Source organism: Rhizobium tibeticum, from assembly GCF_900110205.1.
In the GTDB taxonomy this organism is placed as follows: Bacteria; Pseudomonadota; Alphaproteobacteria; order Rhizobiales; family Rhizobiaceae; genus Rhizobium; species Rhizobium tibeticum.
Genome location: NZ_FOCV01000005.1, coordinates 24,677 through 48,662, shown reverse-complemented (window position 1 = coordinate 48,662; position 23,986 = coordinate 24,677). Strand labels below are relative to the sequence as shown.

21 protein-coding genes and 2 pseudogenes are annotated in these 23,986 nt (G+C 61.2%); 8 read left to right on the top strand and 15 right to left on the bottom strand.

What is annotated here, in order from left to right:
* Nucleotides 1-85: 85 nt before the first annotated feature.
* Nucleotides 86-571 (bottom strand): NUDIX hydrolase, encoded by a 486-nt coding sequence (locus BSG20_RS07155; protein WP_072372818.1) that lies wholly within the window; start codon nt 569-571, stop codon nt 86-88.
* Between the two features lie 61 nt (nt 572-632).
* Complete coding sequence (locus BSG20_RS07150) at nt 633-893, bottom strand: hypothetical protein (protein WP_024317561.1); 261 nt, start codon at nt 891-893, stop codon at nt 633-635.
* Nucleotides 894-1,271: 378 nt separating this feature from the next.
* Between BSG20_RS07150 and BSG20_RS07145 the strand changes: the two are divergent.
* A pseudogene (locus tag BSG20_RS07145) lies at nt 1,272-1,755 on the top strand (GAF domain-containing protein).
* Nucleotides 1,756-1,879: 124 nt separating this feature from the next.
* Here BSG20_RS07145 and cydX read toward each other — a convergent pair.
* The 6 genes from cydX to BSG20_RS07115 form a co-directional block, all read right to left on the bottom strand.
* Nucleotides 1,880-1,990 carry a cytochrome bd-I oxidase subunit CydX gene (gene cydX / locus BSG20_RS07140; RefSeq protein ID WP_072372815.1) on the bottom strand — a complete coding sequence of 37 codons (111 nt, stop codon included), beginning with the start codon at nt 1,988-1,990 and terminating at the stop codon, nt 1,880-1,882.
* A 12-nt stretch (nt 1,991-2,002) separates the two neighbouring features.
* A complete protein-coding gene (gene cydB, locus BSG20_RS07135) occupies nt 2,003-3,157 on the bottom strand; it encodes a cytochrome d ubiquinol oxidase subunit II (RefSeq protein ID WP_072372812.1) in 1,155 nt (384 codons plus the stop codon).
* A 6-nt stretch (nt 3,158-3,163) separates the two neighbouring features.
* The gene (locus BSG20_RS07130; protein ID WP_072372809.1) at nt 3,164-4,744 is read right to left on the bottom strand and encodes a cytochrome ubiquinol oxidase subunit I; all 1,581 of its coding nucleotides are present in this window, start codon (nt 4,742-4,744) and stop codon (nt 3,164-3,166) included.
* 76 nt (nt 4,745-4,820) lie between these two features.
* Nucleotides 4,821-6,509 (bottom strand): thiol reductant ABC exporter subunit CydC, encoded by a 1,689-nt coding sequence (cydC, locus tag BSG20_RS07125; protein ID WP_072372807.1) that lies wholly within the window; start codon nt 6,507-6,509, stop codon nt 4,821-4,823.
* Nucleotides 6,506-8,206: a thiol reductant ABC exporter subunit CydD gene (cydD, locus tag BSG20_RS07120; protein ID WP_072372804.1), complete on the bottom strand. Its 1,701-nt coding sequence runs from the start codon at nt 8,204-8,206 to the stop codon at nt 6,506-6,508. Before cydD ends, cydC begins: the two co-directional genes overlap by 4 nt.
* Before the next feature lie 4 nt (nt 8,207-8,210).
* Nucleotides 8,211-8,789, bottom strand: coding sequence for a GbsR/MarR family transcriptional regulator (locus BSG20_RS07115; protein WP_024317555.1), 579 nt, complete (start codon nt 8,787-8,789; stop codon nt 8,211-8,213).
* 399 nt (nt 8,790-9,188) lie between these two features.
* On the opposite strand from BSG20_RS07115, the gene BSG20_RS07105 reads away from it, so the two are divergent.
* Both BSG20_RS07105 and BSG20_RS07100 read left to right on the top strand, forming a co-directional pair.
* Nucleotides 9,189-9,863 (top strand): Crp/Fnr family transcriptional regulator, encoded by a 675-nt coding sequence (locus tag BSG20_RS07105; protein WP_167371550.1) that lies wholly within the window; start codon nt 9,189-9,191, stop codon nt 9,861-9,863.
* Nucleotides 9,864-9,937: 74 nt separating this feature from the next.
* Complete coding sequence (locus BSG20_RS07100) at nt 9,938-11,098, top strand: aminotransferase (RefSeq protein WP_072372799.1); 1,161 nt, start codon at nt 9,938-9,940, stop codon at nt 11,096-11,098.
* A 72-nt stretch (nt 11,099-11,170) separates the two neighbouring features.
* On the opposite strand, the gene BSG20_RS07095 is transcribed toward BSG20_RS07100, so the two are convergent.
* The 6 genes from BSG20_RS07095 to BSG20_RS07070 all read right to left on the bottom strand — a co-directional run bounded on the left by BSG20_RS07095 (nt 11,171) and on the right by BSG20_RS07070 (nt 17,353).
* Nucleotides 11,171-12,277: a Gfo/Idh/MocA family protein gene (locus tag BSG20_RS07095; protein ID WP_072372796.1), complete on the bottom strand. Its 1,107-nt coding sequence runs from the start codon at nt 12,275-12,277 to the stop codon at nt 11,171-11,173.
* 11 nt (nt 12,278-12,288) lie between these two features.
* On the bottom strand, nt 12,289-13,074 hold the full coding sequence (locus tag BSG20_RS07090; protein WP_072372793.1) for a ThuA domain-containing protein: 786 nt from the start codon (nt 13,072-13,074) through the stop codon (nt 12,289-12,291).
* A 71-nt stretch (nt 13,075-13,145) separates the two neighbouring features.
* Nucleotides 13,146-14,174, bottom strand: coding sequence for an ABC transporter ATP-binding protein (locus BSG20_RS07085; RefSeq protein WP_072372790.1), 1,029 nt, complete (start codon nt 14,172-14,174; stop codon nt 13,146-13,148).
* A gap of 12 nt (nt 14,175-14,186) precedes the next feature.
* On the bottom strand, nt 14,187-15,017 hold the full coding sequence (locus BSG20_RS07080) for a carbohydrate ABC transporter permease (RefSeq protein ID WP_037069880.1): 831 nt from the start codon (nt 15,015-15,017) through the stop codon (nt 14,187-14,189).
* Nucleotides 15,017-16,003, bottom strand: a complete 987-nt coding sequence (locus tag BSG20_RS07075) for a carbohydrate ABC transporter permease (protein ID WP_072372787.1) — start codon at nt 16,001-16,003, stop codon at nt 15,017-15,019. Before BSG20_RS07075 ends, BSG20_RS07080 begins: the two co-directional genes overlap by 1 nt.
* 84 nt (nt 16,004-16,087) lie before the next feature.
* A complete protein-coding gene (locus BSG20_RS07070; RefSeq protein WP_072372785.1) occupies nt 16,088-17,353 on the bottom strand; it encodes an ABC transporter substrate-binding protein in 1,266 nt (421 codons plus the stop codon).
* A gap of 314 nt (nt 17,354-17,667) precedes the next feature.
* Here BSG20_RS07070 and BSG20_RS07065 point away from each other — a divergent pair, with 314 nt between their 5' ends.
* The 5 genes and pseudogenes from BSG20_RS07065 to ligD all read left to right on the top strand — a co-directional run bounded on the left by BSG20_RS07065 (nt 17,668) and on the right by ligD (nt 23,137).
* Nucleotides 17,668-18,693, top strand: a complete 1,026-nt coding sequence (locus tag BSG20_RS07065; protein WP_072372782.1) for a substrate-binding domain-containing protein — start codon at nt 17,668-17,670, stop codon at nt 18,691-18,693.
* Nucleotides 18,694-19,058: 365 nt separating this feature from the next.
* Nucleotides 19,059-19,364 (top strand): annotated as a pseudogene (locus BSG20_RS38795) (hypothetical protein).
* A 149-nt stretch (nt 19,365-19,513) separates the two neighbouring features.
* Nucleotides 19,514-19,783, top strand: coding sequence for a hypothetical protein (locus BSG20_RS07055; RefSeq protein ID WP_072372779.1), 270 nt, complete (start codon nt 19,514-19,516; stop codon nt 19,781-19,783).
* Nucleotides 19,784-19,793: 10 nt separating this feature from the next.
* Nucleotides 19,794-20,621, top strand: a complete 828-nt coding sequence (gene ku, locus BSG20_RS07050; protein WP_072372777.1) for a non-homologous end joining protein Ku — start codon at nt 19,794-19,796, stop codon at nt 20,619-20,621.
* Nucleotides 20,622-20,623: 2 nt separating this feature from the next.
* The gene (ligD, locus tag BSG20_RS07045; RefSeq protein ID WP_072372774.1) at nt 20,624-23,137 is read left to right on the top strand and encodes a DNA ligase D; all 2,514 of its coding nucleotides are present in this window, start codon (nt 20,624-20,626) and stop codon (nt 23,135-23,137) included.
* Between the two features lie 21 nt (nt 23,138-23,158).
* On the opposite strand, the gene ku (BSG20_RS07040) is transcribed toward ligD, so the two are convergent.
* Nucleotides 23,159-23,968: a non-homologous end joining protein Ku gene (gene ku / locus BSG20_RS07040; protein WP_072372771.1), complete on the bottom strand. Its 810-nt coding sequence runs from the start codon at nt 23,966-23,968 to the stop codon at nt 23,159-23,161.
* Between the last annotated feature and the right edge of the window lie 18 nt (nt 23,969-23,986).

Below are 23,986 nucleotides of genomic sequence, written 5' to 3'. Positions count from 1 at the left end.
AACTCTTACGGACCGCCGACGGCAACGCGAGAGCTGATTGCGAATAGCTGCCATGCACAATCGCAAGCCCGGCTGTCATCATTGATCAGCTCGCATATGCCTCCAGGGGACTTTGCGACCGCCGTCGAAGGAAATCCACGAGCAGGGGCTGCTGACCTTTCAGGATCTTTCGCTCCGCATCCGCCAGCGTGAACCATTCGGCCCGATCCACTTCGGGAAATTCCACCATCACGCCGGAGCGCGGCGGCCACTCCATCTGGAAGCGATTGCTGGCCGTTGCTTCCAGATCGATGTCGGCCTCGACTGCCCAGGCAGCAACGATCTTGCCACCGGGTTGCTTGTATTCCCCGAGATGGTGAAAGCTTCCTTCGACGTCGACGCCCAGCTCTTCGCGGGCTTCACGTCTTGCCGCATCAAGTTCATCTTCGTCCTCGTCGACGAGGCCCTTGGGGATCGACCAGGCGCCGATGTCCTTCTTTGCCCAGTAGGGGCCCCCCGGGTGAACCAGGAGGACCTCGTAGCCACCATCATGGAGGCGGTAAATCAGCAGGCCTGCACTTCGCTTCGCCATATCGACTGCATCCTTCTGCTTACGGGCAAGAGCGCTCAGCGCAGCCCGCCCAGCGTTTGTCTCAATTCGGCGTCTGGCGAAGAGCCACGCCGTAGTCGCGGTAAACGCTCAGGCAATCGGTATAGCTAAGCGAGCCGTTCTCGCCGTAAATGACATGGGCGCTGGATGCGCTGGTCGCCGCTTCTTCCGACACGAAGAGGATCGCCTCGCCAAGCGATTTTCCCGTGATCGGCTCCTCGGTGCCGTCTTCCTGCATGATGCCTTCAATGATTGCCGCTATCTGGCGGTGGCTAAAGACCGCCCGTCTGTCTTCCGGTGTCATCGTCCTTACCTCTGCTTGAAATCAATGGATCAATCTGCCCAGCCGAAGCGGCTTCATGACGTCTTGCGCAGCTTTGCCGAGATAGCTGCTGCGCTCGTCGCAATGCCCTAACAATGAGGGGCGGCTGCGTTTTAACTGACCGCCGCCCGATATCGCCGTGCGCGCAAACCGCAGCTGCCGGCCGACTTAATTCGCGATCCGCAATAGGTCGCGACAGGGCACTACATAGAGTCGGATCATCGACCGACAAGATGGTTGCTGATAACTATCGCCATCGAGTGACATGATGGTCCATCCTGCTCCTGACGATTGCGTTTGGCAATCGGGGTGCGTGCCCCTATATCGACGCTCACCACGCAAACGGAAGCGATAACGGATATGTTTCAGGCCGCGACCATAAATTCCGCCAACAAGGCCGATTTCTACAAAGAGCTTTGCCAGCAGCTGAAGGGGCTGCTGCACGGCGAAAGCGATATGATCGCCAATGCCGCGAATACATCGGCTCTGATGTTCGAAATGATGCCGGATCTGAACTGGGCGGGCTTCTACTTCCTGAAATCGGACAAGGAGCTGGTTCTTGGACCATTCCAGGGCAAGGCCGCGTGCGTTCGAATCGCGGTCGGCCGCGGGGTCTGCGGTACGGCTGTGGAAAAGGGGACTTCGATCCTCGTCGAGGACGTAGATGCGTTTCCCGGGCATATCGCCTGTGACGCCGCCTCGCGTTCGGAACTCGTCGTGCCGCTTCAACGCAACGGTAAAATTCTTGGCGTCATCGATCTGGACAGCCCGACCGCGTCGCGCTTCGAGGCCGAGGATCGGGCCGGCGTCGAAGCTCCGGATTTTCGTCGAGGCCAGCTATTAGCCCCAGCTATTAACCTTCGAGTTCGTGAGCATCAGAATTTCGAAGCTGACGTCTCTCACGCAAAAAAAGGACGAGCGCCTGCGCAGACCGTCCCTTCGTTGGTTTCAAACAGGACGCCGAAGCGCTACTGCTGTCGCTTCTTGGCTTCGTCGTCCATCAGCTCATACCACATGGCGTTGAGGACGGCGAAGGCGGCGGCCAGGGGCAGGCCGAGGATCCATGCGAAATACCACATCGTCTTTCTCCTTTAGTAAGCGTGGCCGCTCTTGTCGTTGACGGTCTCTTCATCGACCTTGCCCCAGAGGACTTTGTAGACCCAGGCGGTGTAGGCGACGATCATCGGCAGGAAGATCAGCGACACGACAAGCATGACGAACAGCGTGATGTGGCTCGACGAGGCATCCCATACCGTCAGGCTCGACCTCGGGTCGAGTGAGGAGGGCAGGATGAACGGAAACATCGAGAGACCGACGGTCGAGATGATGCCGAAGATCGAGAGCTTGCTGAAGAGCAGGGTAGCGACTTCCCATTTTGCCCGAAGGGCGAGGAAGGCGGCTGCTGCTCCGAGGAAGCCGAGGACCGGCGCAATCAGCATCCACGAGTGGGTGCCATAGTTCGTCAGCCAGAAGCCATCGTGGGTGGCCGTCTTGAGCAGAGGGTTCGACGGGCCGGCCCGGTTGATCTCGCTGGTGATGCTGTAGCCACTCACACCAAGCGCCAGGAAGATGCCGCCGAGTGCGAAAAGGATGATGACGGCGAGCGCGGCGAGGCTGCCATAGCGTCTTGCCCGTTCGGCGACCGTGCCGCTTGCTTTCAGGACCAGCCAGGAAGCGCCGTGCATGACGAACATGGCGACCGAGAGCAGGCCACAAAGCAGAGCGTAAGGGTTGAGAAGGCCAAAGAACGAGCCCTCGTAGAAGATGCGCATGTCAGCCGGGTCGAAGCGGAACGGCACGCCTTGCAGCACGTTGCCAACGGCGACGCCGAAGATCAGCGACGGTACGAAACCACCGACGAACAGCGCCCAGTCCCAGTTGTTGCGCCAGCGGGCACTCTCGCGCTTGGAGCGATACTTGAAGCCGACCGGGCGCAGGATGAGCGCGAACAGGATCGCGAACATCGCGAGGTAGAAGCCCGAGAACGACACGGCGTAAAGCGGCGGCCAGGCGGCGAAAGTCGCGGCCCCGCCAACGATCAGCCAGACCTGGTTTCCTTCCCAGACAGGGCCGATCGTGTTGATGGCGACGCGGCGCTCCGTATCGGTCTTGGCGACGAAAGGCAACAATGTGCCGACGCCGAGGTCGAAGCCATCCGTGGTGGCAAAGCCGATCAGGAGTACGCCGAGAAGCAGCCACCAGATCAAGCGCAGGATTTCGTAGTCTATCAGCTCGTGCAGGACCATGATGGATTACTCCGCAGCGGGAACGAGGGTTTCGGAAATAAGCTCTGCTTCCGGCTCGTCGTCCGGCTCCGGCCCCTTCTGGATGGCTCTGATCATCAGCGTCATCTCGACGATGATGAGCGTGGTGTAGAGCACGGCAAAGCCGATGATCGTCAGCAGTACCGTGCTTGCGCCGAGGCTCGACACCGCCATTGCCGTCGGCAAAACACCTTCGATGACCCACGGCTGACGGCCGATTTCAGCAACGATCCAACCCGCCTCGATGGCAATCCAGGGAAGCGGGATCGCGAAGACGGCAATCTTCAGGAGGAGCGGGTACCTGTCCAGATGACGCCGTGCCGAGAGCCAGAAGAAGGTGGCCGTCAAGACAATGAAGAACATGCCGAGCCCGACCATGATGCGGAACGACCAGAAGAGCGTCGGTACATGCGGGATCGTGTCCCGTGCGGCTTGGGTGATCTGCGCGTCCGTGGCCTGGCGCGGATCGTCGACGTAGCGCTTCAGAAGAAGAGCGTAGCCGAGCTGGTGTCCCAGTTCCTCGAACGAGGTGCGGACCTGAGGTGCGATACCCTCCGGCGTTGCTGCGGCGCGGATCTGCATCAGCGCGTCGTAGGCCTTGATACCGTCGCGAATGCGGGCTTCCGCCTGCTGCTCGAGCTTGTCGATACCGGGGATCTCCGTCGTCAGCGAGCGTGTGCCGATCAAACCCATGACCCAGGGAATATGGATGGCAAAATGCGTCTCGCGCGCTTCCTGGTCGGGGAAGCCGAAGGCAGTGAAGGCGGCGGGCGCTGGTTCCGTCTCCCACATCGCCTCGATGGCGGCGAGCTTCATCTTCTGGTTTTCGGTCGCGAGGTAGCCGCTTTCGTCACCGAGGACGACGACCGAAAGCGCCGATGCCAGGCCGAACGATGCCGCAACCGTCATTGAACGCTTGGCGATTTCGAGGTGTCGACCCTTCAACAGGTACCAGGCCGAGACGCCGAGCACGAAGATCGATGCACAGACATAACCGGCCGATACGGTGTGGACGAATTTCGCCTGGGCGACCGGATTGAAGACCACGTCGAAGAAACTGGTGATTTCCATGCGCATTGTCTGCGGATTGAGCGCCGAGCCGACCGGGTTCTGCATCCAGCCGTTGGCGACGAGGATCCAGAGAGCCGAGAAGTTGGAGCCGAGTGCCACGCACCATGTCGCGACCAGGTGACCGACCTTCGAAAGCTTGTCCCATCCGAAGAAGAACAGGCCGACGAAGGTTGCTTCAAGGAAGAACGCCATCAGCCCTTCGATGGCCAGCGGTGCGCCAAAAATATCGCCGACATAGTAGCTGTAGTAGCTCCAGTTCATGCCAAACTGGAACTCCATGACGATGCCGGTGGCGACCCCGATTGCAAAGTTGATGCCGAACAGTATGCCCCAGAACTTCGTCATCTGCCGCCAGACCTGGCGGCCCGTCATGACGTAGACGGTTTCCATGATGGCAAGCAGCACGGAGAGCCCGAGCGTCAAAGGCACGAATAAAAAGTGGTAAAGCGCAGTCAGCGCAAATTGGAAGCGCGATAGCGCGACGATGTCTAGTTCCATTGTCTTTCTCCCACGGTCCCACGGGGTACGAAGGGTTCCCGCCAAACCGGATTGCCTGGCGGTCATGCGGTGTGGCTCAGTCCGGTCTCAACCGGTTCAAAGCCTTTTCGAACGCTGCCTCTCCGCGGCGCGAAACGTCGGTGATGCGCCCATCCTCCATGACCGCGATGACGTCCGCGATCGCGGCCTCCCTACGGATATGCGTGGCGATGACGAGCGAGCGTCCCTGCGCTTTCTCCACCAGACGGCTCATGACATCGCGCGCGGTTGCGCCATCGAGGCCTTCCGTCGGCTCATCCAGCAGCCAGAGCGGCGCGTCGCGCAGGAAGAGCCGGGCGAGGGCAAGGCGGCGCGATTGACCGCCCGAGAGCCCCATGCCGCCTTCGCCAAGCGGCGTGTCGAGGCCGCGTGGCAGAGCGACGACTGCGCGCAGGAGACCGGCGGCGGCGAGTGCCCCATGCAGCGCGACGTCGCTTGCATCGGAGCTCGCGAGTTGCAGATTGCCGCGAACGCTATCTTGGAAAAGCTCCGTGCGCTGCGTCAAGAGGGTCGCCTCGACGCATTCGACGGCTCCGTGGCTGGCCTCTATTTCGGCTGCGAGAAGCGAAAGGAGTGTCGATTTGCCGCTACCGCTTGCGCCGATCAATGCGAGTTTTTCGCCGACCTTTAGATCGAGGGTGATGCTGCCTAGCACAGGCATTTCCGCCTCATATCCCGCGGTCACTTCGTTCAGGCAAAAAGCCAGATCGGGAGCCGATGCAGCGTTGCGGTGTGCGCCTTCATCTGCCGACAGGCGCGGCGCGATGCGGCGGGCGGCAAGCAGGGTTCGGCCGAGCTCCATCGCACCACGGCGCAGCGCACCGAAGGGCTCGACTGCGGCGAAGATCATCAGCACCCCGAGCGCGGCGACCGGCGGGCTGATTGTGCCCGCTACGCTCAATGCTGCCCCAGCCATGAGCGAACCGCTGAGCAACGCGGTAGCGATGAGGCCGAAGCCGAATGTGACGCCGGCTTCGACGCGGTTGAGGCGGTCGTCGGCGCAAGCGGCATAGCGGTCGGCTTCGGCGATCGCCGCACGCTGTGCATCCAGGCACCCGGCCATCAGCAAGTCTGTCTGGCCGGCGACGAGATCAACGGTGCGCGCGCGAACGGCCTCGATGCCATAGGCACGGCGGCGAGCATGCTTTGCTGCCCGACGTCCGGCGACGACGGGAATGCCGAGACCGGCGGCAAGCAGCACGATGCCGGCCGCCAGTCCGAAGAGTGGATGCATGAGGCCGAGCGCGATGCTCGCGGCAAGCGCCGTGCAGATCGCAACGCCTGCCGGAACCAGCACGCGCAGATAAAGGGAATCGAGCGCGTCGATGTCGCCCGTCAGGCGGAAGAGCAGGCGGGCGGGCCGGCGTGCAAGCTCCCGGGCGCCACCGGCCACGGACCATCCACGAAACAAGCGTTCGCGCAGAGCCGCGAGCACGCTCAGCGTTGCGTCATGGGTGGTGAGCCGCTCGCCGTAGCGCGAAGCGGTCCGGCCGAGCGCAAGCAGGCGAATGCCGGCCGACGGCATGAAGACGTCAAAGGTGGCGAGCGTTGCTGCCGAAAGCCCGGCGATGCCGGTTGCCGTGATGAACCAGCCGGAGAGGCCGAGCAGAGCAATCCCTGCAGATACCGTGGTCGCCGAAAGCGCGGCCCCGAGGATCAAGCCGCGGCGTTGTTCGGTCACGAAGAGCTTGACGATCGGCTTGAGGTTGGAAAGCGATGCGCTCATTCGGCGGCCTCCCGTGCGGTTTCCAGATCGAGGGCGATCGTCCGGTCCATGCGCGCGGCAAGCCGCGGGTCATGGGTTGCCACAACAAGCGTGCGTCCCCTTGCAAGAGCAAGCAGGCCCTCGGTGATCTCGCTTGCGGTCTCGGCGTCGAGGTGCGCCGTCGGCTCGTCCGCAAGCACGATGCAGGCGTCCATATTGCAGGCGGCGCGGGCGATTGCGAGGCGCAGCGCTTCGCCGCCCGAAAGTCCCATGCCGCCATCGCCGAGCGGGCGTCGAGCGTGACTGCGGGCGAAGCGGGGAAGCTTGGCGAGCTCAAGCGCCCTCGCCACGGCCTGCATCGAAACGCCGGGCCGACCGAGCGAAATGTTGCCCGCGATCGTGCCTGCAAATATGTGCGGCTTCTGGCCGACCCAGGCGATCTTGGCCCACAGGGCGGGGTTGGCTGGCTGTCCGTCGATGGTGATGCTGCCGGTCTCGCAGGCAGCCTGGCCGGCAATCAGGGCGAGCAGGGTCGATTTTCCAGAGCCGCTGGCGCCGAGCAGTGCGACATGCTCGCCGGGACGGATGTTCAGATCGAAGGCGTCGATCGTCATGCCGGTATCCTTGCCGTAGCGGAAGCCGACATTCTGCAGTCGGATGGCGCCAGCTGGCGTGGTTGGCTTGCCTGCGCATGGGTCGGCGTCCTCGGGCAGCATGAGGCCGCCAGTGCTCAGCGCATCGATCGCCTTGATCGCAGCTTCACCGGCGGCCCGGTCATGCCAGACGGCCGAGAGTTCGCGCAGCGGCTCGAAGAAGGCGGGCGCAAGCAGCAGCACGAAGAGGCCGGTCGTCAGGTCGAGCCCGGCTGTCCAGGCGCCGAAGCGGATTTCTCCAAGCAGGGAGAAGCCGATGTAAACGGCGACCAGCGCGACGCCCAGAGCCGCGAAAAGCTCCAGAACGGCCGACGACAGGAAGGCGATCTTCAGCACAGCCATCGTCCGGACCTTCAGCGACACGGCGTCGGCGCTCAGCCTCGTCGCGGTCGCGTCGACGGCACCAAGCGCGCGGATGGTGGCCAGCCCGCGCAGCCGGTCGAGGAGGAAACCGTTGAGGCCGCCGGTCGCTGCCAGCTGTTTTTCGCTTGCCGCCTGCGCGCGCCAGCCGATCAATGCCATGAAGACCGGGATCAGCGGCATGGCGATCAAGAGAATGAGGGCCGCAATCCACGAAATCGGCAAGACACAGGCAAGGATGACCAGCGGCACGGCACTCGCCTTGAAGCGGGCCGGCTGGAAGCGCGAGAGATAGGCAACGATCATCTCGGCCTGCTCGCCGAGAACGCTTGCGGCCTCGCCGGAGCTCGGCTTCGTGCTGTCGATCGGCGAGCGTCGGGCAAGGGCTGCGGCAGCCAGTTCACGCCGCGCTGTCAGTTCGGCGCGCGCGGCGCGAAACGCCATGCGGCCGCCAGCTGCCTCGAGACAGCTTTTCGCTATGCCGAGCAGGGCGATAAAGACGGCGAGCCACAAAACATCGGTGAAGCCGCCGCCGTCGGCAATGCGGCCGACGGCCGTGGCGAGAAGTGCCGCCTGTGGGATCCACATCAGCGATGCCAGGGTCAGGATCGCGGCTGTCTTTCGCAACCCACCATGTCCGGGCACGGTTTTTGCCGGCTTGCCGAAAGCCTGCTTTCCTTTTGCGTCTAAGTAAGCACTCCCCATAGCGCTAACTCTTGTTCGCAGGATTGGGCCGGCGGCTGCGGCCGAGCGAAACGACTCGGTCCTTGGCCTCCAACAGCTTCGTCACTTTCGCTCCGAGCGAGAGTAACGTTGCAAGCCGTTCGGTTTCAAGTTGTTTTACGTCCTCATACCAATGCGTTAGCTGTTCGATCAGCGTGTGCATCTCGCTCATGCGCTCCTGCGCATGACGCTCGGCCTCACTTGCCGGCCGCTGCATGAGGATTTCCCGCAGCACCGAGAGCGTCGGATCGACCTCGCGCTTCTTGCGCTCCTCGGCAAGGGTGCGCAGGATCAGCCAGACGTCATCCGGCGTCGTGAAGAAGTCGCGCCGGTCGTCGGGTCGGTGCTTCAGCAGGACGAGGTTCCAGGTCTGCAGTTCGCGCAGGCTCATCGACACGTTCGATCGCGAAATGCCGAGCGAATCGGCGATTTCCTCGGCGCAGAGCGGCGAAGGCGACACGTAGAGCAGGGCGTAGATCTGGCCGACCGTGCGGTTGATGCCCCAGCGCGAGCCCATTTCACCAAAGTGCAGAACGAAGGATTGAACAAGCGGCGGAAGGTTCATCTCGGTTTCCGTTGTGTCTGTGATTTCAGAAATTTCTGAAACCACTATAACGGGGTCGGCTCTACAGGCAATCGGCCAGTGAGGGCTGCGGCAATTTGGTGTCGCGGTCAGTCATAGCAAGGTTCGCCGCGGCAAAACTTGATCTCGATCACAAGGCGACGGAATGTTTCGCCTGTCCCTGAGGTAGCGGTCGAACGTCGCCGCGATCACCCGAACGAAAGGCCGGCCCTTCGGCGTGATGGCGAAGGTGTTGCCGTCGAAGCGCGTCAGCCCATCCGGTGACACTTTGATTTCAATCAAGAAAACGCTATTGTCCCGCTGTGGCTGTCGTCTATGCTTTTGCGCGGAGCTGAGTTGATGCGCAAAGACATACATAATTCAAACATACCAGTGCGTTGCATGAGTTGTGAGGTCCGCCACAAGGGCATATGCGGCGCGCTCGGCGCCGATGAGTTGCAGGCGCTTTCTGCGCATACGCGCCTCGTCAACCACGAAGCCGGCGATGAGCTGGCTGGCGAGAAGATGCCGGCCGAATCCTACGCCACCGTGATCCGTGGCGTCGTGAAGCTCACGAAGACGCTGGAAGACGGACGCCAACAGATCGTTGGACTGCAATTTGCTCCCGATCTCCTTGGCCGACTGAATGCCGACGAGAATGCCGTGTCGGTGGAGGCGGCATCCGACGTCAACCTCTGTCGCATTCCAAAGGTTGCGCTGGAGCGCATGGTCAAGAGCAACCCCGCGCTTGCAGAACGTCTGATGACGCAGACACTGCGCGAGCTGGATGAAGCGCGCGACTGGATGGTGACGCTGGGGCGCAAGACGGCGGCGGAGAAGGTCGCAAGCTTCTTGCTCCTGATCGCGACGCATCTCGATCCCGAGGCGACCGGCGACCGGCGCCAGTTCGACCTGCCGCTATCGCGGGCGGATATTGCCGACTTCCTCGGGCTGACGATCGAAACCGTTTCCCGTCAGATGTCGAAGCTGAAGGCCGAGGGGATTATCGGGATCGTTGCCAATCGGCATATCCACGTGCCGAAGCTTTCAAAGCTCAAGGCTTTCTGCGGTTCCTGACGTTCGAATGCATGTTGCCGAGGCAGCCCATTTTGTGCAGGAGTCTGGTCCACCTCGTTCCGTAAGAGATACGCATGTCTGCCGAACCCAATCCGCTTGTTGCGCGACTGTCTCCCCCGCCTATCCCGTCCGTCCTTGCTTGGGCTCGTGAATACAAGGGCGGGAAGGGGCCGCTGGTCGACCTTTCGCAGGCCGTGCCCGGCTATCCCGCGCACCCCGATATGCTGCGGCTGTTGGGCCAAGCCGCGTCCTCACCGAAGATGACCGGCTACGGGCCGATCGAGGGCGAGGACGTGCTGCGGGAAGCCTATGGGCGGCATATGTCGGAAGTCTACGGCGCCGCGGTGTCGTCAGACAACATCCATATAACCGCCGGCTGCAATCAGGCCTTCATGTCCGTGGCGATTGCGCTTGCCGGTTCCGGCGATACGGTGGCGCTGACCAATCCGTTCTATTTCAATCAGGAAACGACGCTGTCGATGCTTGGCATCAAGCGTGCCCTCGTCGAGTGCGATGCGCAGAACGGTTTCTTGCCAGACGTCCAGTCCGCCGAAAAGGCTCTGGCGCAAGGTGCGAAGGTGCTGGCGATCGTCACGCCGAACAATCCGACCGGCGCGATCTATCCGCCGGCGCTGCTGCGCGACCTGTTGATGTTGTGCCGCAAGCACCGGGCGTGGCTGATCGTCGACGAGACCTATCGCGACTTTCTGCCCGATGGTTACGGCGCGCCGCATCCGCTGCTGACAATTCCGGGCTGGGAAGACACGCTTATCCTGCTTTACAGCTTTTCGAAGTCCTTCTGCATTCCCGGCCATCGCCTCGGAGCGATCACGGCCGGTGCGAGCGTCGTCGCCGAGATTACCAAGGTGATGGACAATATGCAGATCTGCGCTCCGCGCGCGGCGCAGATCGCCGTTGCCGAGGCGATGCCAATCCTCGCCGGTTGGCGTGCTGGCAACCGTCTGGAAATCGCGCGCCGCGCGGATGCGCTAAAGGCCGTAATGGCAGTCTTGCCCGGTTGGGAGATCGGCGCGATCGGCGCCTACTTCGCCTTCATCCGTCATCCCTTTGAACAGCTCGGTTCATCGGCCGTCGCGGAGCGGCTGGCAAAAGAGACGGGCGTCGTTTGCTTGCCCGGAAGCTATTTTGGAGAAGGGCAGGAGCGTTATCTGAGGCTCGCTTTCGCAAATGCCGATGCGGCTTTGATTGGTCTGCTGGCAGAGCGCCTTCGATAGTAAATCCAAGGCGACAAAGGCCCGCATGAGCGAGCCCTTATCGTTTCTGGCTGGCAGCTCGTCCCCTTGTATTCAGACCACGACAGTCAGCGGCGGTATCCGCTTGTCTGCTGGGCTATCCTGTTCGGAGGCCTCCAGCAGATTGAGCTCCCGCCGCTCCTTCTCCGACACGATCGCAAGGTCGATGACCTTCTGCAGGTTGGCAGCGTGGCGGAAGGTCGGGTCGTCCTGCTTTCCGGTTCTGACCGCTTCCGCAAAGCGCTGGTAGTTGGTGAGAACCGCGGGCACTTCGATGTCGCGCCAAGTGGCGGTCTCGATGTCCTCGCCGAAGCAGCCGCGCAGGTCCGAACCATCGGGACGATGGATCACTTCCAGGCTGCCCTTTTCGCCGTAGATGCGCAGCTTCAATTCGTTGAGGTGGCCGGTCGCCCAACGGGTGGCGTGAATGACGCCGAGCGCACCGTTGGTGAAATCGACCGACATGGTGAAGCTGTCGTTGGCGTCGAGGAGATATTCGCCGATCTGGCCGCCCGGTGCCTTGTTGAAGGTCTTCAGGCGGGCAAAGACATGGTCGATGTCGGTTGCTGCGCCATAGGCGGCGAAGTCGAGGATGTGGATGCCGACATCGCCGAGCACGCCGTTCGAACCGTGACCGGTCGACAGGCGCCATAGCCAGCGCGATTCCGTGCGCCAGTCACCCCAGGCGCGAGAAACCAGCCAGCTCTGCAGGTAGGAGGCTTCGACATGGCGGATCGTGCCGAGCTCGCCGGCCAGCACCATTTCGCGGGCGCGCTGCAGAGGCGCCACATTGCGATAGGTCAGGTTGACCATGTTGACGACGCCTGCAGCTTCCGCGGTTTCCGTCATCTCCAGCGCGTCGGCGTAGTTTTCCGCCAGCGGCTTTTCGCAAAACACATGCTTGCCGGCGGCGATCAGCGCCAGACTGGTCGCGTGGTGGATGCGATCCGGCGTGACGTTGGTGGCGGAATCGAATTCGCCCCATGCGATCGCTTCCTCGAGCGTCTGGAAACGCTTCTCGATGTGGAAGTGATCGGCAAATTCGGCGAGGCGGACCGGGTCCGTATCAACGGCGCCGACAACCTCCACGCCATCAATGGCGAGAAAGTTGGCAACCTGGTTTTTGGCCATAACGCCTGTGCCAAGAACGAGTAGACGCATTGCTATGCTCCTCAGCGGTAACCGGCTTCGCCGGCCTGGTGCAGTCTCGGACCGCGCTCGACGATCGGTTCGAGCGCCTTTTCGACCGGAACGTTCGGGGCATCGGTGATGCTCTTGAGATCGCCCTGCGGGTTATAAGCCCATTTCACGGCGTTGATGAGTACCTTCTGGACGTTGGCATCATGATAGGTCGGATAGGTTTCATGGCCGGGGCGGAAGTAGAAGATGTTGCCCGCGCCACGGCGCCAGGTGAGGCCCGAGCGGAAGACTTCGCCGCCCTGGAACCAGGAAATGAAGACGGTTTCCAGCGGCTCCGGTACCGAGAACTGCTCGCCGTACATTTCCTCGTTTTCCAGCACGAAATTCTCCTCGATACCGGCTGCGATCGGGTGGCGCGGGTTGATGGTCCAGAGGCGTTCGCGCTCGCCGGCCTCGCGCCACTTCAGAGCGCAGGGCGTACCCATCAGGCGCTTGAAGATCTTCGAGAAGTGGCCGGAGTGCAGAACGAGAAGGCCCATGCCTTCCCAGACGCGCTTGGCGACGCGCTCGACGACGACATCGGATACGGCGCCATGGTCTTTGTGGCCCCACCAGGTGAGGACATCGGTTTCGGCGAGGCGCGCTTCGGTCAGGCCGTGTTCAGGCTCCTGCAGCGTCGCCGTCGTCGCGCTGATAGCTGGATCGGTGTTCAGCGCATTGGCAATCGTGGTGTGCATGCCCTCCGGATAGATGCCCCGAACGATGGCATTGGTGGTTTCGTGGATGTTTTCACCCCAGACAATGGTGCGAATAGCCAAGTTACTGCTCCTTCATGCGATGGTGGTCCGAAACCGATGGGAAGCGGTCGGATCCTGTGGTTTGATGGGTGTCAGGCCGCGCCTTTGAGGGGTATCCTCTCGAGCGCGCGTCCGGATTGGTCGAACCGGTGAATGCAGCCCACTAGCGGGGCGACGCCCAGTTTCTGGCCGGGTCGGTGGCTCGATACGCCCGTTTCGCGAACAACGAGCGGTTCGGCGATCCCGATGTCGAGATAGACGAAACTGTCCGAGCCGAGGATTTCCGAATGGATGACGGTTCCCGTCCAGGCGGGCGCCTGCTGGACGATCTCCATGTGTTCGGCCCGCACGCCGATGGTGTGGGCATTGTAGGGTGCCGAGAATTCGCCCGTCAGGAAGTTCATCTTCGGCGAGCCGATGAAGCCGGCGACGAAAACGGAATTCGGCGTCTCGTAAAGCTCGAGCGGCGTGCCGACCTGTTCGACGACGCCGTCGCGCAGCACGCAGATGCGGTCGGCCAGCGTCATTGCTTCGACTTGGTCGTGGGTGACGTAGATCATCGTCGTGCCATGCATGCTGCGATGAAGCTTGGCGATCTCAAGCCGGGTCGCGACACGCAGCGCAGCATCGAGGTTCGACAGCGGTTCGTCGAACAGGAACACCTTCGGGTCGCGGACGATGGCGCGGCCGATCGCCACGCGCTGACGCTGACCGCCCGACAACTGCCGCGGCAGGCGTTCCAGATAAGGCGAGAGCTGCAGCATGCCGGCTGCCTGTTCGACGCGGGTCTTGCATTCCTCCTTGCTGCGGCCCGATAGCTTCATGCCGAAGGCCATGTTCTCGAACACGGTCATGTGCGGGTAAAGCGCATAGGATTGGAACACCATCGCGATGCCACGCTTGGAGGGGGCAAAGCGGTTAACGGCTTCGCCATCGAAGGACAGCGTGCCCGACGAGATCTCCTCCAACCCAGAGATGAGCCGCAGCAGCGTGGACTTGCCGCAGCCCGAAGGGCCGACGAAGACCATGAATTCGCCCTTGCGGATATCAAGCGAGACGCCCTTGATGACGTCGAGCGCACCGAAGCTCTTGCGGATATTGTCGAGTCGAATCTGTGCCATATCTTGCTTTCTTCAACCTTTGACGCCGCCGGCTGTGAGGCCGGAAATAATGCGTCGCTGGAATATCAGGACCAGGACAACGACCGGTACCGTGACGATGACGGATGCCGCCATGATGTTGCCCCAAGGAATTTCAAACTGGCTGCCGCCCGAAAGCAGGGCGATGGCAACCGGCACGGTTCTTTGAGCGTCCGACGAGGTGAATGTTAGGGCGAAGAGGAATTCGTTCCAGGCCGTAATGAAGGCAAGCAGGCCTGTGGTGACCAAAGCAGGCCACATCAGCGGCATGAAAACCTGCGTGATGATGACCCAGGGGGAGGCGCCGTCGACGATCGCCGCTTCCTCGATTTCGATGGGCAGATCGCGCATGAAGGTGGTCAGCACCCAGACAGTGAAGGGCAGGGTGAAGATCATGTAGGAGAAGATCAGCGCGAAAGGCGTGTTGAAAATGCCGATCCAGCGGATCAGCTCGAACAGGCCGGCGAGCACGGCGATCTGCGGGAACATCGAGACCGACAGGATCGTCAGCATCAGCAGTGCCCGGCCGCGGAAATTGACGCGGGCAAGCGCATAGGACGCGGTGACGGCAAGCAGCAGCGAGGCCGCGACGACGAGGCAGGCGACGAGCAGAGAATTGCCGAGGCTGCGAATGAAGCTGCCCGTGGTCAGGACCGTCGTGTAGTTGGTGAGCGAGATCGAAGTCGGCCAGTAGTTCACCTCGAAAAGGGCCGTGCCGGCTTTGAAGCTCGTCAGGATCGCATAGTAGAACGGGAAGACCGCAACGATGACGATGACGGTGACGAGCAGATAGAAGAGCGTGTTCTTGGTCAGGGTCAGCAACATCAGCGTTCGCTCCCACCGAGTTTGACGCGACCGAGCCACATGTAGAGCACGGTAACCGTTGCGATGATCAGGAAGAGCACGGTTGAAGCGGTTGCCCCATAGGCGAACTTGTCGAAATCGAAGAGATTTTCACGCGCCATGACGGACATGGTCTTGGTCTGTGCATTGTTCGGCGTCAGCACATAGATGAGGTCGAAGATGCGCATGGCATCCAGCATGCGGAAGATCACCGCGACCATGATGGCCGGGCGCACCAGCGGCAGCGTCAGCCGCCAGAAGACGCGGATCGGGTTGATGCCGTCGATCTTGGCCGCCTCGTAGATATCGGCGGGGACCATCTGCAGGCCGGCGAGAATGAGCAGCGCCATGAAGGGCGTCGTCTTCCAGATATCGACGATCAGTACCGCGATCATCGCCGTGTCGGGATTGGCGGTCCAGGCGATCTTCTGGCTGATCAGGCCGAGGCCAAGCAGGATGTCGTTCAAGATGCCGAACTGATCATTGAGCATCCAGGCCCACATCTTGGCGGAAACGATGGTCGGGATCGCCCAGGGAATGAGAATGGCGGCACGCACGATGCCGCGGCCTGGAAACTGGGCGTTCAGCACCAAGGCGACGACGAGGCCGAGGACGGTTTCGATGGTCACTGACAGAAACGCGAATTTCATCGTGTTCCAGACGGCGCCCCACCAGGCGGGATCGGCCAGCAGGCCGCTATAGACGGTGCGCCCGCTCTTGAGCGTGATCCAGGAGAGATAATTCTTGAAGCCGACGAACTGCGCGTCGCCGAGGCTGGTGAGCGATGCGTTCGTGAAGCTGAAATAGACCGTTCTGAAAAGAGGCCATCCGGCAACGACTGCCAGAATGAACAGGGTCGGAGCCAGGAACATCCAGGCCGAGCGGACGCGCTCGGCGTGCAAATCCGACGAGGTGCTGGCGGCGCGCGCTCGCGATCCGACGCTTTGAGGCATTGCGGCTTCAGTCATGAGGTCCCCGCTTCTTGAGGCGATTGACGATGGCGTCTTCAGGAGAGGGCAGCGGCGGGGGGCCGCCGCTGCCGGTACTGTCAATCACCAGTTGTCGCCCTTTAGCGACGTCAGATCGGCTTCGAGAAGCTCGAGGTTTTCTGCGGCAGTACCGTTGCCGGAGAGGGAATTGTGAACGGCGGTCCAGAACTTCGAGGACACCTCGTTGTACTTGACCTTGGCCGAAGCGGAGGGACGCGGAACGGCGTTCTGGAAGATCGGCTTCCAGTTCGGCATGAACGGCTGCGCGGCAGCGATGTCCTTGTCGTCGTAGAGCGCCTGCAGCGTCGGCAGGTTCGAGAGCTCGACGGCGCGCTGCTTCTGGCGTTCCGGGGAGGTCAGGAACTTGACGAGCGCGATGGCGGCGTCCTGGTTCTGCGAATACTTGGAGACCGCAAGGTTCCAGCCGCCGAGCGTCGATGACGGGGTGTCGCCTTCCTTGGCGACCGGAAGCGTTGCGACGTCGAACTTGCCCTTGACGGCGCTGTCTGCGCCATTGCCGAGCGCGTAGGCATAGGGCCAGTTGCGCATGAAGACGGCGTTGCCGGTCTGCCAGACACCGCGGGACTCTTCTTCCTGATAGGCGAGGACGCCGGGAGGAGAGATTGTTCCGATCCATCCCTTGGCACGGTCGAGCGCGCCTGCAGCCTTCTCGTTGTTGATGGAGATGGTGCCATCCGCTTCGATGATCTGACCGCCGCCCGACGACTTGACCCATTCCAGCGCGTTGCAGGTCAGACCCTCATAGGCGTTGCCCTGGAAGACAAAGCCGCAGAGATCCTTCTGGCCGGCGCCGCGTTCCTTCTCCTGGATTTCCTTGGCGGTTGCCGCCATTTCGTCCCAGGTCTTCGGCGGCTGCTTGCCGTACTTGTCGAGCAGGTCCTTGCGGTAGAACAGCGCCGGTGCATCGGTGTAGAGCGGCATGGCGACGAGGCGGCCGTTCACGGTCTGCGAGGCGATGATCGACGGGAAGAAATCGCCGACGACATCCTTCGCCGCATCCTTCAGGTCGACGAACTGGTCGGCCAGCTGCGGCGCCCAGATCACGTCCGTCTGATAGACGTCGACGTCCTTGTTGCCGGCGGCGAGCCAGAGGCGATACTGCGAAAACTGCTCGGTCGAGGAGGATGGCATGGTCACGATGCTGACCTTGTTGCCGGTTGCCTTCTCGAAGGCGTCGAGTTGCTTGCGGAACAGCTCCAGGTTCTTGCCGGTGGAGCTGGCCGAGATGCTGATGTTTACGGCAAAGGACGGCTGTGCGACGCCAATCAACGCGGCAGCAATGGCGACCGCTGTGAAACGAAACTTCATATCTTCCTCCCAAAAGAACCAAACATTGAGAAAATTGAAAACGGTTTGGTTGGAAAAAACTGTCAGAAGGTCGATATTGAGTCAAGCGGGCACTCGTGCCAAAGTCGCACAACCGCAATCACATATTGATAACACAGAAAAATCAGAGGGATGGCGTTGATTTCGGTTGTGGGAAAAGAACAGGATCGCCCGCCGAGGAATATCTAGAATTGAAAACGGTTTGGCTGTTTGCGAACTGCGACGCTTAGGCCATAAGGAAGACAGCACCTGCTGGCGTCCAGCCAGGTAGGCCAGGACGAAAGACACAATGTCGTATGAGGCTTAAAGAGTTCGCGAAGCAGGTGGGATTGTCGCCGACAACTGTCAGTCGGGCGCTGAGCGGCTACCCCGAGGTGAGCGAGACCACACGTGCACGTGTTGCCGAAGCTGCGGTCCGGCTGGGCTACAGCCCGAACGTCAACGCAGTGCGGCTGAAGACCGGTAGGGCCGGGGCGATCGGCGTGGTGATGGGGCGGGCCGGCGAATTCCACTTTGCCGAGTTCATGGCCGGTATGGCGGAGCGACTGGTGGCAGAGGAGACCGACATTCTCGTCATCCCGATGGCGGATCCGAACCATGAAGACGAGATGCAGCTTTATCGACGACTCGTGGAAAGTCGACGCGTGGACGCCATCATCGTGCATTCGCCCAAACCCGACGATGAGCGCATTGCGCTACTGCACGAACTCGGCATGCCGTTTCTTGTGCATGGCCGATCCGCCATCGACGTGCCGCATGCCTGGCTCGACATCGACAACGAAGCCGCGATCAAACGAGCAACATCGCATCTGATCGACCTCGGCCATCGGCGTATCGCAATGATCAATGGCCGGCCGGGCGCCACCTACGCCCTTCATCGAGACAGCGGGTTTCGCAAGGCCCTTCAAAGCCACGGTATAGAGCCCGATGCGCAGCTGATCGCGAACGGAAACTTCACCGACGAGCTTGGCTTTCGTTTCGCGCGGTCCTTCCTGGAACAACCGAACCCGCCGACTGCCTTTGTGGCGGGATCCATGATGACGGCGCTCGGCGTCTATCGCGCGGTTCGATCGCTGGGGCTGCAGATCGGCCGAGACGTCTCGGTGATCGCCCACGACGACGTTTTTCCGTACCTGACAGCAGACAACATGGTGCCGTCGCTTTCGGCGACGCGCTCTTCGATGCGTGCGGCCGGATCGCGTTGCGCCGATCTTGTCTTGCAATTGCTCTCGGGGCGGTCCGCGCTGGAGATCCACGAATTGTGGCCTGTCGAACTCATACTGCGGGAATCGACCGGGCCAGCGAGGCCGTCCAAGCCCTGATCCTCCTCGTTTCGGCGCCAGGGCTCCGCACGGCTGAGCTGCCCGGGAGTGTGCGGGTAGAATATCGCGCGTTTCCGCAAAAATCTGGAAAGATGGTTTCCGCAAATAGCGGATTTCGGTCCATGGTTGATTGAGCGGACGGCGCCAAAGCTGCATATTGACGACGGTTGCTGACGCATGTCGACCATCCTCCCGGTCGATGACGCAACTGTTCCCTCTGGAGGTCCTTGACCTCATACTCTCAGCCACCGTGCAAGCGGTGGCTATTTTTTTGCGCGCTGGACACCGCACCGCTGGCCGCAACTCGGAACATTCGATCGTGGCTTGCGCCTTGAAAGCAGAAGAAAAGCTGAAGCGGAACGTCGTTGCACGTTGTCGGCACACAGGTCACTCGAAATGGGCGGCAAGCTTCACGATCGAATTCCTCGGCGATGGCGGCGAGGTGGTTTCCGTCCTGTTGCTGCAACGAGCCAAGGCGGTCCTGTTGGAGATGGCTGCCGCCGATGGGGTGAAGTCAACTCTGATTGACCAGGCGGCCGGGCGCTCGTGCAGCAGGCGATCGCAGCGCCATAGAAGAACAGCTCGACGAGGGACTGGAAGGCACTTTTCCAGCGAGCGATCCGGTTTCAGCAACCGGCGCCACGATCTTGAGGCGGCCGGCAAAACATTGACAGGGCAAGGAGGAGATCGTTTCTTCGCCTCCGCTGCGCTTCTAGGGTTGCCATCAAAGCAAAAAACAGTGCCGGAGCTGCGCAGTCCGGGAACTTTTTTGCCTCCAATCTGTTGAATCCTCTCGTTGCAAACGCGGGCGGGTGATCACGTGCCTCACATCCGAAAGATCGATCGCAAGAGCGGGCAGATGGATGCCCGAGACCGGCTGATTATCGCGCTCTACGCGCAGCTCAAGGCCGAACGCCAGACCCGTGAGACCCTTGAGTGGGTGATCCGCAACGGAGGGCTATCGAAGGATGTGCTCGAAGCCATCGCTGCCGACCCGGTTCCGGTAGTGACGAGCGACGACGTCGCATCCGTTGAGAAGATCATAGCCTTGGACGAAAGGCGCCGGACTAAACTGCAAAACGACAACTGAGGGGAATGTCATGGCAGCTCGGGCAAGCTGGAAAGGCCATTTGAAGGTCGGAGACCTCGTGTGCGGCGTGGGATTATACACTGCCGTCTCCACCTCGGACCGCATCTCGTTCAACATCATCAACCGCAAGACCGGCCATCGCGTGGAGCGCCAGTTCGTTGACAGCGAGAACGGCAAACCGGTTGAACGGGATGACCAGGTCAAGGGGTATCAGTTGGACAACGGCGAATACATTGTCATCGAGGGCGACGAGATCGCCGGCGTCATGCCGCAGAGCGACAAAGTCCTGAACGTGCAGAACTTCGTACCCTACAATGAAATCAACAAGCTCTATTTCGATCGCCCCTACTATCTGGCGCCGGCGGGCGAAGATGACGAGGAGGCTCTCGTACTGATCGCTCGCGCCATGCACGATCAAAAGGTTGCGGCGATCGCAGAGGCCGTGCTGTTTCGCCGTAACCGCACGGTGCTGATCCGGCCGCAGGACGACTATGTCGTCGCGACGACGTTGAGCTTCGACTACGAGGTCCGCAAGCCCGATACCGTCTTCAAGGACATTCCGGATATGAAGTTCGACAACGAAATGCTCGAACTGGCCGGCCATATCATCGGCACGAAAAAGGGCGCCTTCAATCCGCAGGAATATGACGATCGCTACGAGACGGCGCTTTCGGAGCTGGTGAAGGCGAAAATCGAGGGCAGGGAGCTGCCGAGAGCGAAGCCAAAGCCGCGGGGCAAGGTCATCGATCTCATGGACGCCCTGCGCCAGAGCGCCAAGCTGAGTGCTAAGCCACCGGCCAGCAAACGCGCCGCTAGCGGGCAGACGAAGGCGAGCTGACCATGGCTCTGGAGGCCTATCAGGCAAAGCGCAATTTCAAGGTGACGCCGGAGCCGCGAGGAAGCCGGCGTGGCACCAAGTCTGCGGCACCTGCAGCGCTCAGCTTCGTCATTCAGAAACACGATGCGACGAGACTTCACTATGACTTCCGGCTTGAGCTCGATGGCGCGCTGAAGAGCTGGGCCATCACACGCGGGCCAAGCCTCAATCCCGATGAAAAGCGGCTTGCCGTTCACGTCGAGGATCACCCGCTGGACTATGGCGACTTCGAAGGCATCATCCCGAAGGGGCAATATGGTGGCGGCACGGTGCTTGTTTGGGATCGGGGCACATGGACGCCGAATGGCGATCCGCATAAGGGCTACAAGAAGGGCCATCTGGAGTTCGACCTCGACGGTGAGAAACTCAGCGGCCGCTGGCATCTCGTTCGGATGCACGGCAAACCGGCCGAGAGACAGGAAAACTGGCTGCTCATCAAGGCCGAGGACGAGGAAGCGCGCCACAAGGGCGACATTCTCAAACAGCGGCCGGAATCGGTCAAGAGCGGCCGCAAGATCGAAGAGATTGCCAAGCACCCTGACGCCACCTGGAACTCCCGCCCCAAGGGCACGTCAAAGCCGACCTCCGCCAAGCCTGCAGCGACCCCGCCCAAGCCGAAACGCCATGAGTGGCCAAAGGGAGCCGAAAAGGCCGCGATGCCCGCCTTTGTCGAGCCCGAGCTTGCCAAGCTCAAGACCAAACCGCCGTCGGGCGAAGGGTGGATCCACGAAATCAAATTTGACGGATACCGGCTGCAGGTACGGCTTGAGAATGGCAGGGCGACCCTGCTCACGCGCAGCGGCCTCGATTGGACCGAGAAGTTCGGCCAAGAGATTGTCGATGCTTTCGTGGCACTGCCGGCCAAGTCAGCCATCCTGGATGGAGAGATCGTCGTCGAGCGGGAAAACGGCGCCTCCGACTTTTCGTCCCTCCAGAACGATCTCAGTCAAGGGCGTCACGATCGGTTTGTCTTTTACGCCTTTGATCTGCTTTATCTTGACGGATACGGCCTGCAGCAAGCCCGGCTCATCAACCGCAAGGCGTTGCTGTTGGGTCTGCTGGCAGACGCTGACGGAAGGCTCCGCTACAGCGAGCATTTCGCTGAGAAAGGTGCCTTGGTGCTGGACCATGTCCGCCAGCTCGGTCTTGAGGGCATTATTTCGAAATTGGCGGACAGTGAATATGTGTCCGGGCGCACTGGCGAATGGGTCAAATCAAAATGCCTGCAGAGGCAGGAACTGGTCATCGGCGGCTATGTGCCGTCGACCTCGATGAAAAATGCGATCGGCTCGCTTGCCATGGGCGTCAACCGCAGTGGCAAGCTCGAGCATGTCGGCAGGGTAGGAACGGGCTTCAGCGTCAATGTCGCACAAGATCTCTATGACACGTTGTCGGCGATGGAGCAGAGTGAGAATTCGTTTGACGATGAACTCACTGCCGAAGAGCGCCGTGGGCTGGTCTATGTCAGGCCGGAGCTCGTTGCCGAGGTGGAGTTTCAGGCCTGGTCGGCCGACGGCAATTTGCGGCATGCTGCGTTTCGTGGCTTGAGGGAAGACAAGGCGCCAGAGGATGTGATGCCCGAAGCAACAAGTAAGACCGCAAAGGAACTGCCTCAGTCCAGCGTCACGCTCACCCACCCAGATCGCATTTACTGGCCGGAGGAGGGCATCACGAAACAGGGGCTGGCCAGCTATTATGCGGGGGTGTGGCGCTTCATCGAACCCTATGTCACCAAGCGGCCGCTGGCGCTGCTGCGTTGTCCTGATGGTATTGGCGGACAGCGGTTCTTTCAAAAGCATGCCTGGAAGGGCATGAATTCGAGTATCGAACAGATCACCGATCCGAAGGACAGGGGCGGCGAGAAATTGCTGCGCATCATGGACTTCGACGGGATGATTGCGCTTGTCCAGTCCGCGGTGCTGGAGATCCATCCCTGGGGTGCCACGACAGCCAGTTGGGAACGGCCCGACATGATCACGATGGATCTTGACCCGGCTGATGGCGTCAGCTGGACGGATGTGATCGCCGCCGCCCATGAACTGAAGGAGCGTCTGGAAGCGGCCGGTCTCGCGGCCTTCGTCAAGACCTCCGGCGGCAAGGGGCTGCATGTCGTGACGCCGCTGAAACCGAAGGCCAGCTGGACGCAGGTCAAGGCCTTCGCCAAGGCGCTCGCCGACGGTATGTCGAAAGATCAGCCGGATAAATATCTGGCAACCGCCACGAAGGCGAAGCGGAACGGCAAGATCTTCATCGACTATCTGCGCAATGGGCGCGGCAATACGGCTGTCGCCGCCTATTCGACGCGCGCACGCCCCGGCGCTGCCGTCTCCATGCCGCTTGAGTGGAAAGAGTTGACCGAGGAAATCGGCCCGGCCTATTTCACGGTCGACAACGCTCCGGCGCGTCTCAATACCTTGCGAAGCGATCCGTGGGCGGACTTCTTTGCCGCTGCCGTCCCGCTCGAGAAGCAAAAATAACGGACTGCTGGATGCGATGTCTCAGTGAGATTTCGGACGGCCTGTTTCCTTGGCGAGGCTTTTCTTCAGTGCGTCCATGATATTGACGACGTTGCCCGTCGGTTTCGGTGGCTGCCCCTTGGAAGATGGTGGTGTCGCTTTGACGAGGCTTTTCTGCTTCGCACGGATCATTGCCCTCAGCCGTTTCTGGATCGGGTCCTGCACCATGGCCGGTTGCCATTCCTCGGTCCGGTCCTTCACCAGCTTCTTCATCAGGGAGAGCACGGTGTCATCCACCTTGCTGTGGCTGTCCAGTGTCGCTGCCGGCGGGCGAACCTCGTCGCCGAAATGAAGCGTCCACAGAATAATGCCCTTGCCCTGCGGCTCAAGCAGGACTGCCCGTTCGCGCCGGTAGAGGACGAGCCGGGCGATGCCAACGACATCGTTTGCGTTCATCGATTCGCGGATCACACAGAAAGCTTCGGTGCCGACCTTGTCCTCCGGGGTGAGAAAATGTGGCTTGTCGTACCAGATCCAGTCGATTGAGCCGCGCGGCACGAAGGTATCGATGTCGATCGTCTTCGTGCTTTCCAAGCCGACTTCGTCGAGTTCCTTGTCTTCGAGAATGACGTAGTCGTCCTCGCCGCGCGGATATCCTCGGGCTTGATCCTTGTCGGCAATCGGCTTGCGGGTGACGCTGTCGACGTAGCGGCTTTCGACGCGGTTCTTCGTCTTTCGGTTCAGGACATGAAATCGAAGCTGGTTGCTTTCCGTTGTCGCCGGCGTCAGCGATACCGCGGCGGTGACGAGTGACAGCTTGAGATAGCCCTTCCAATAGGTCTGACGTGCCATTTGCGCCCTGGCGCCCTG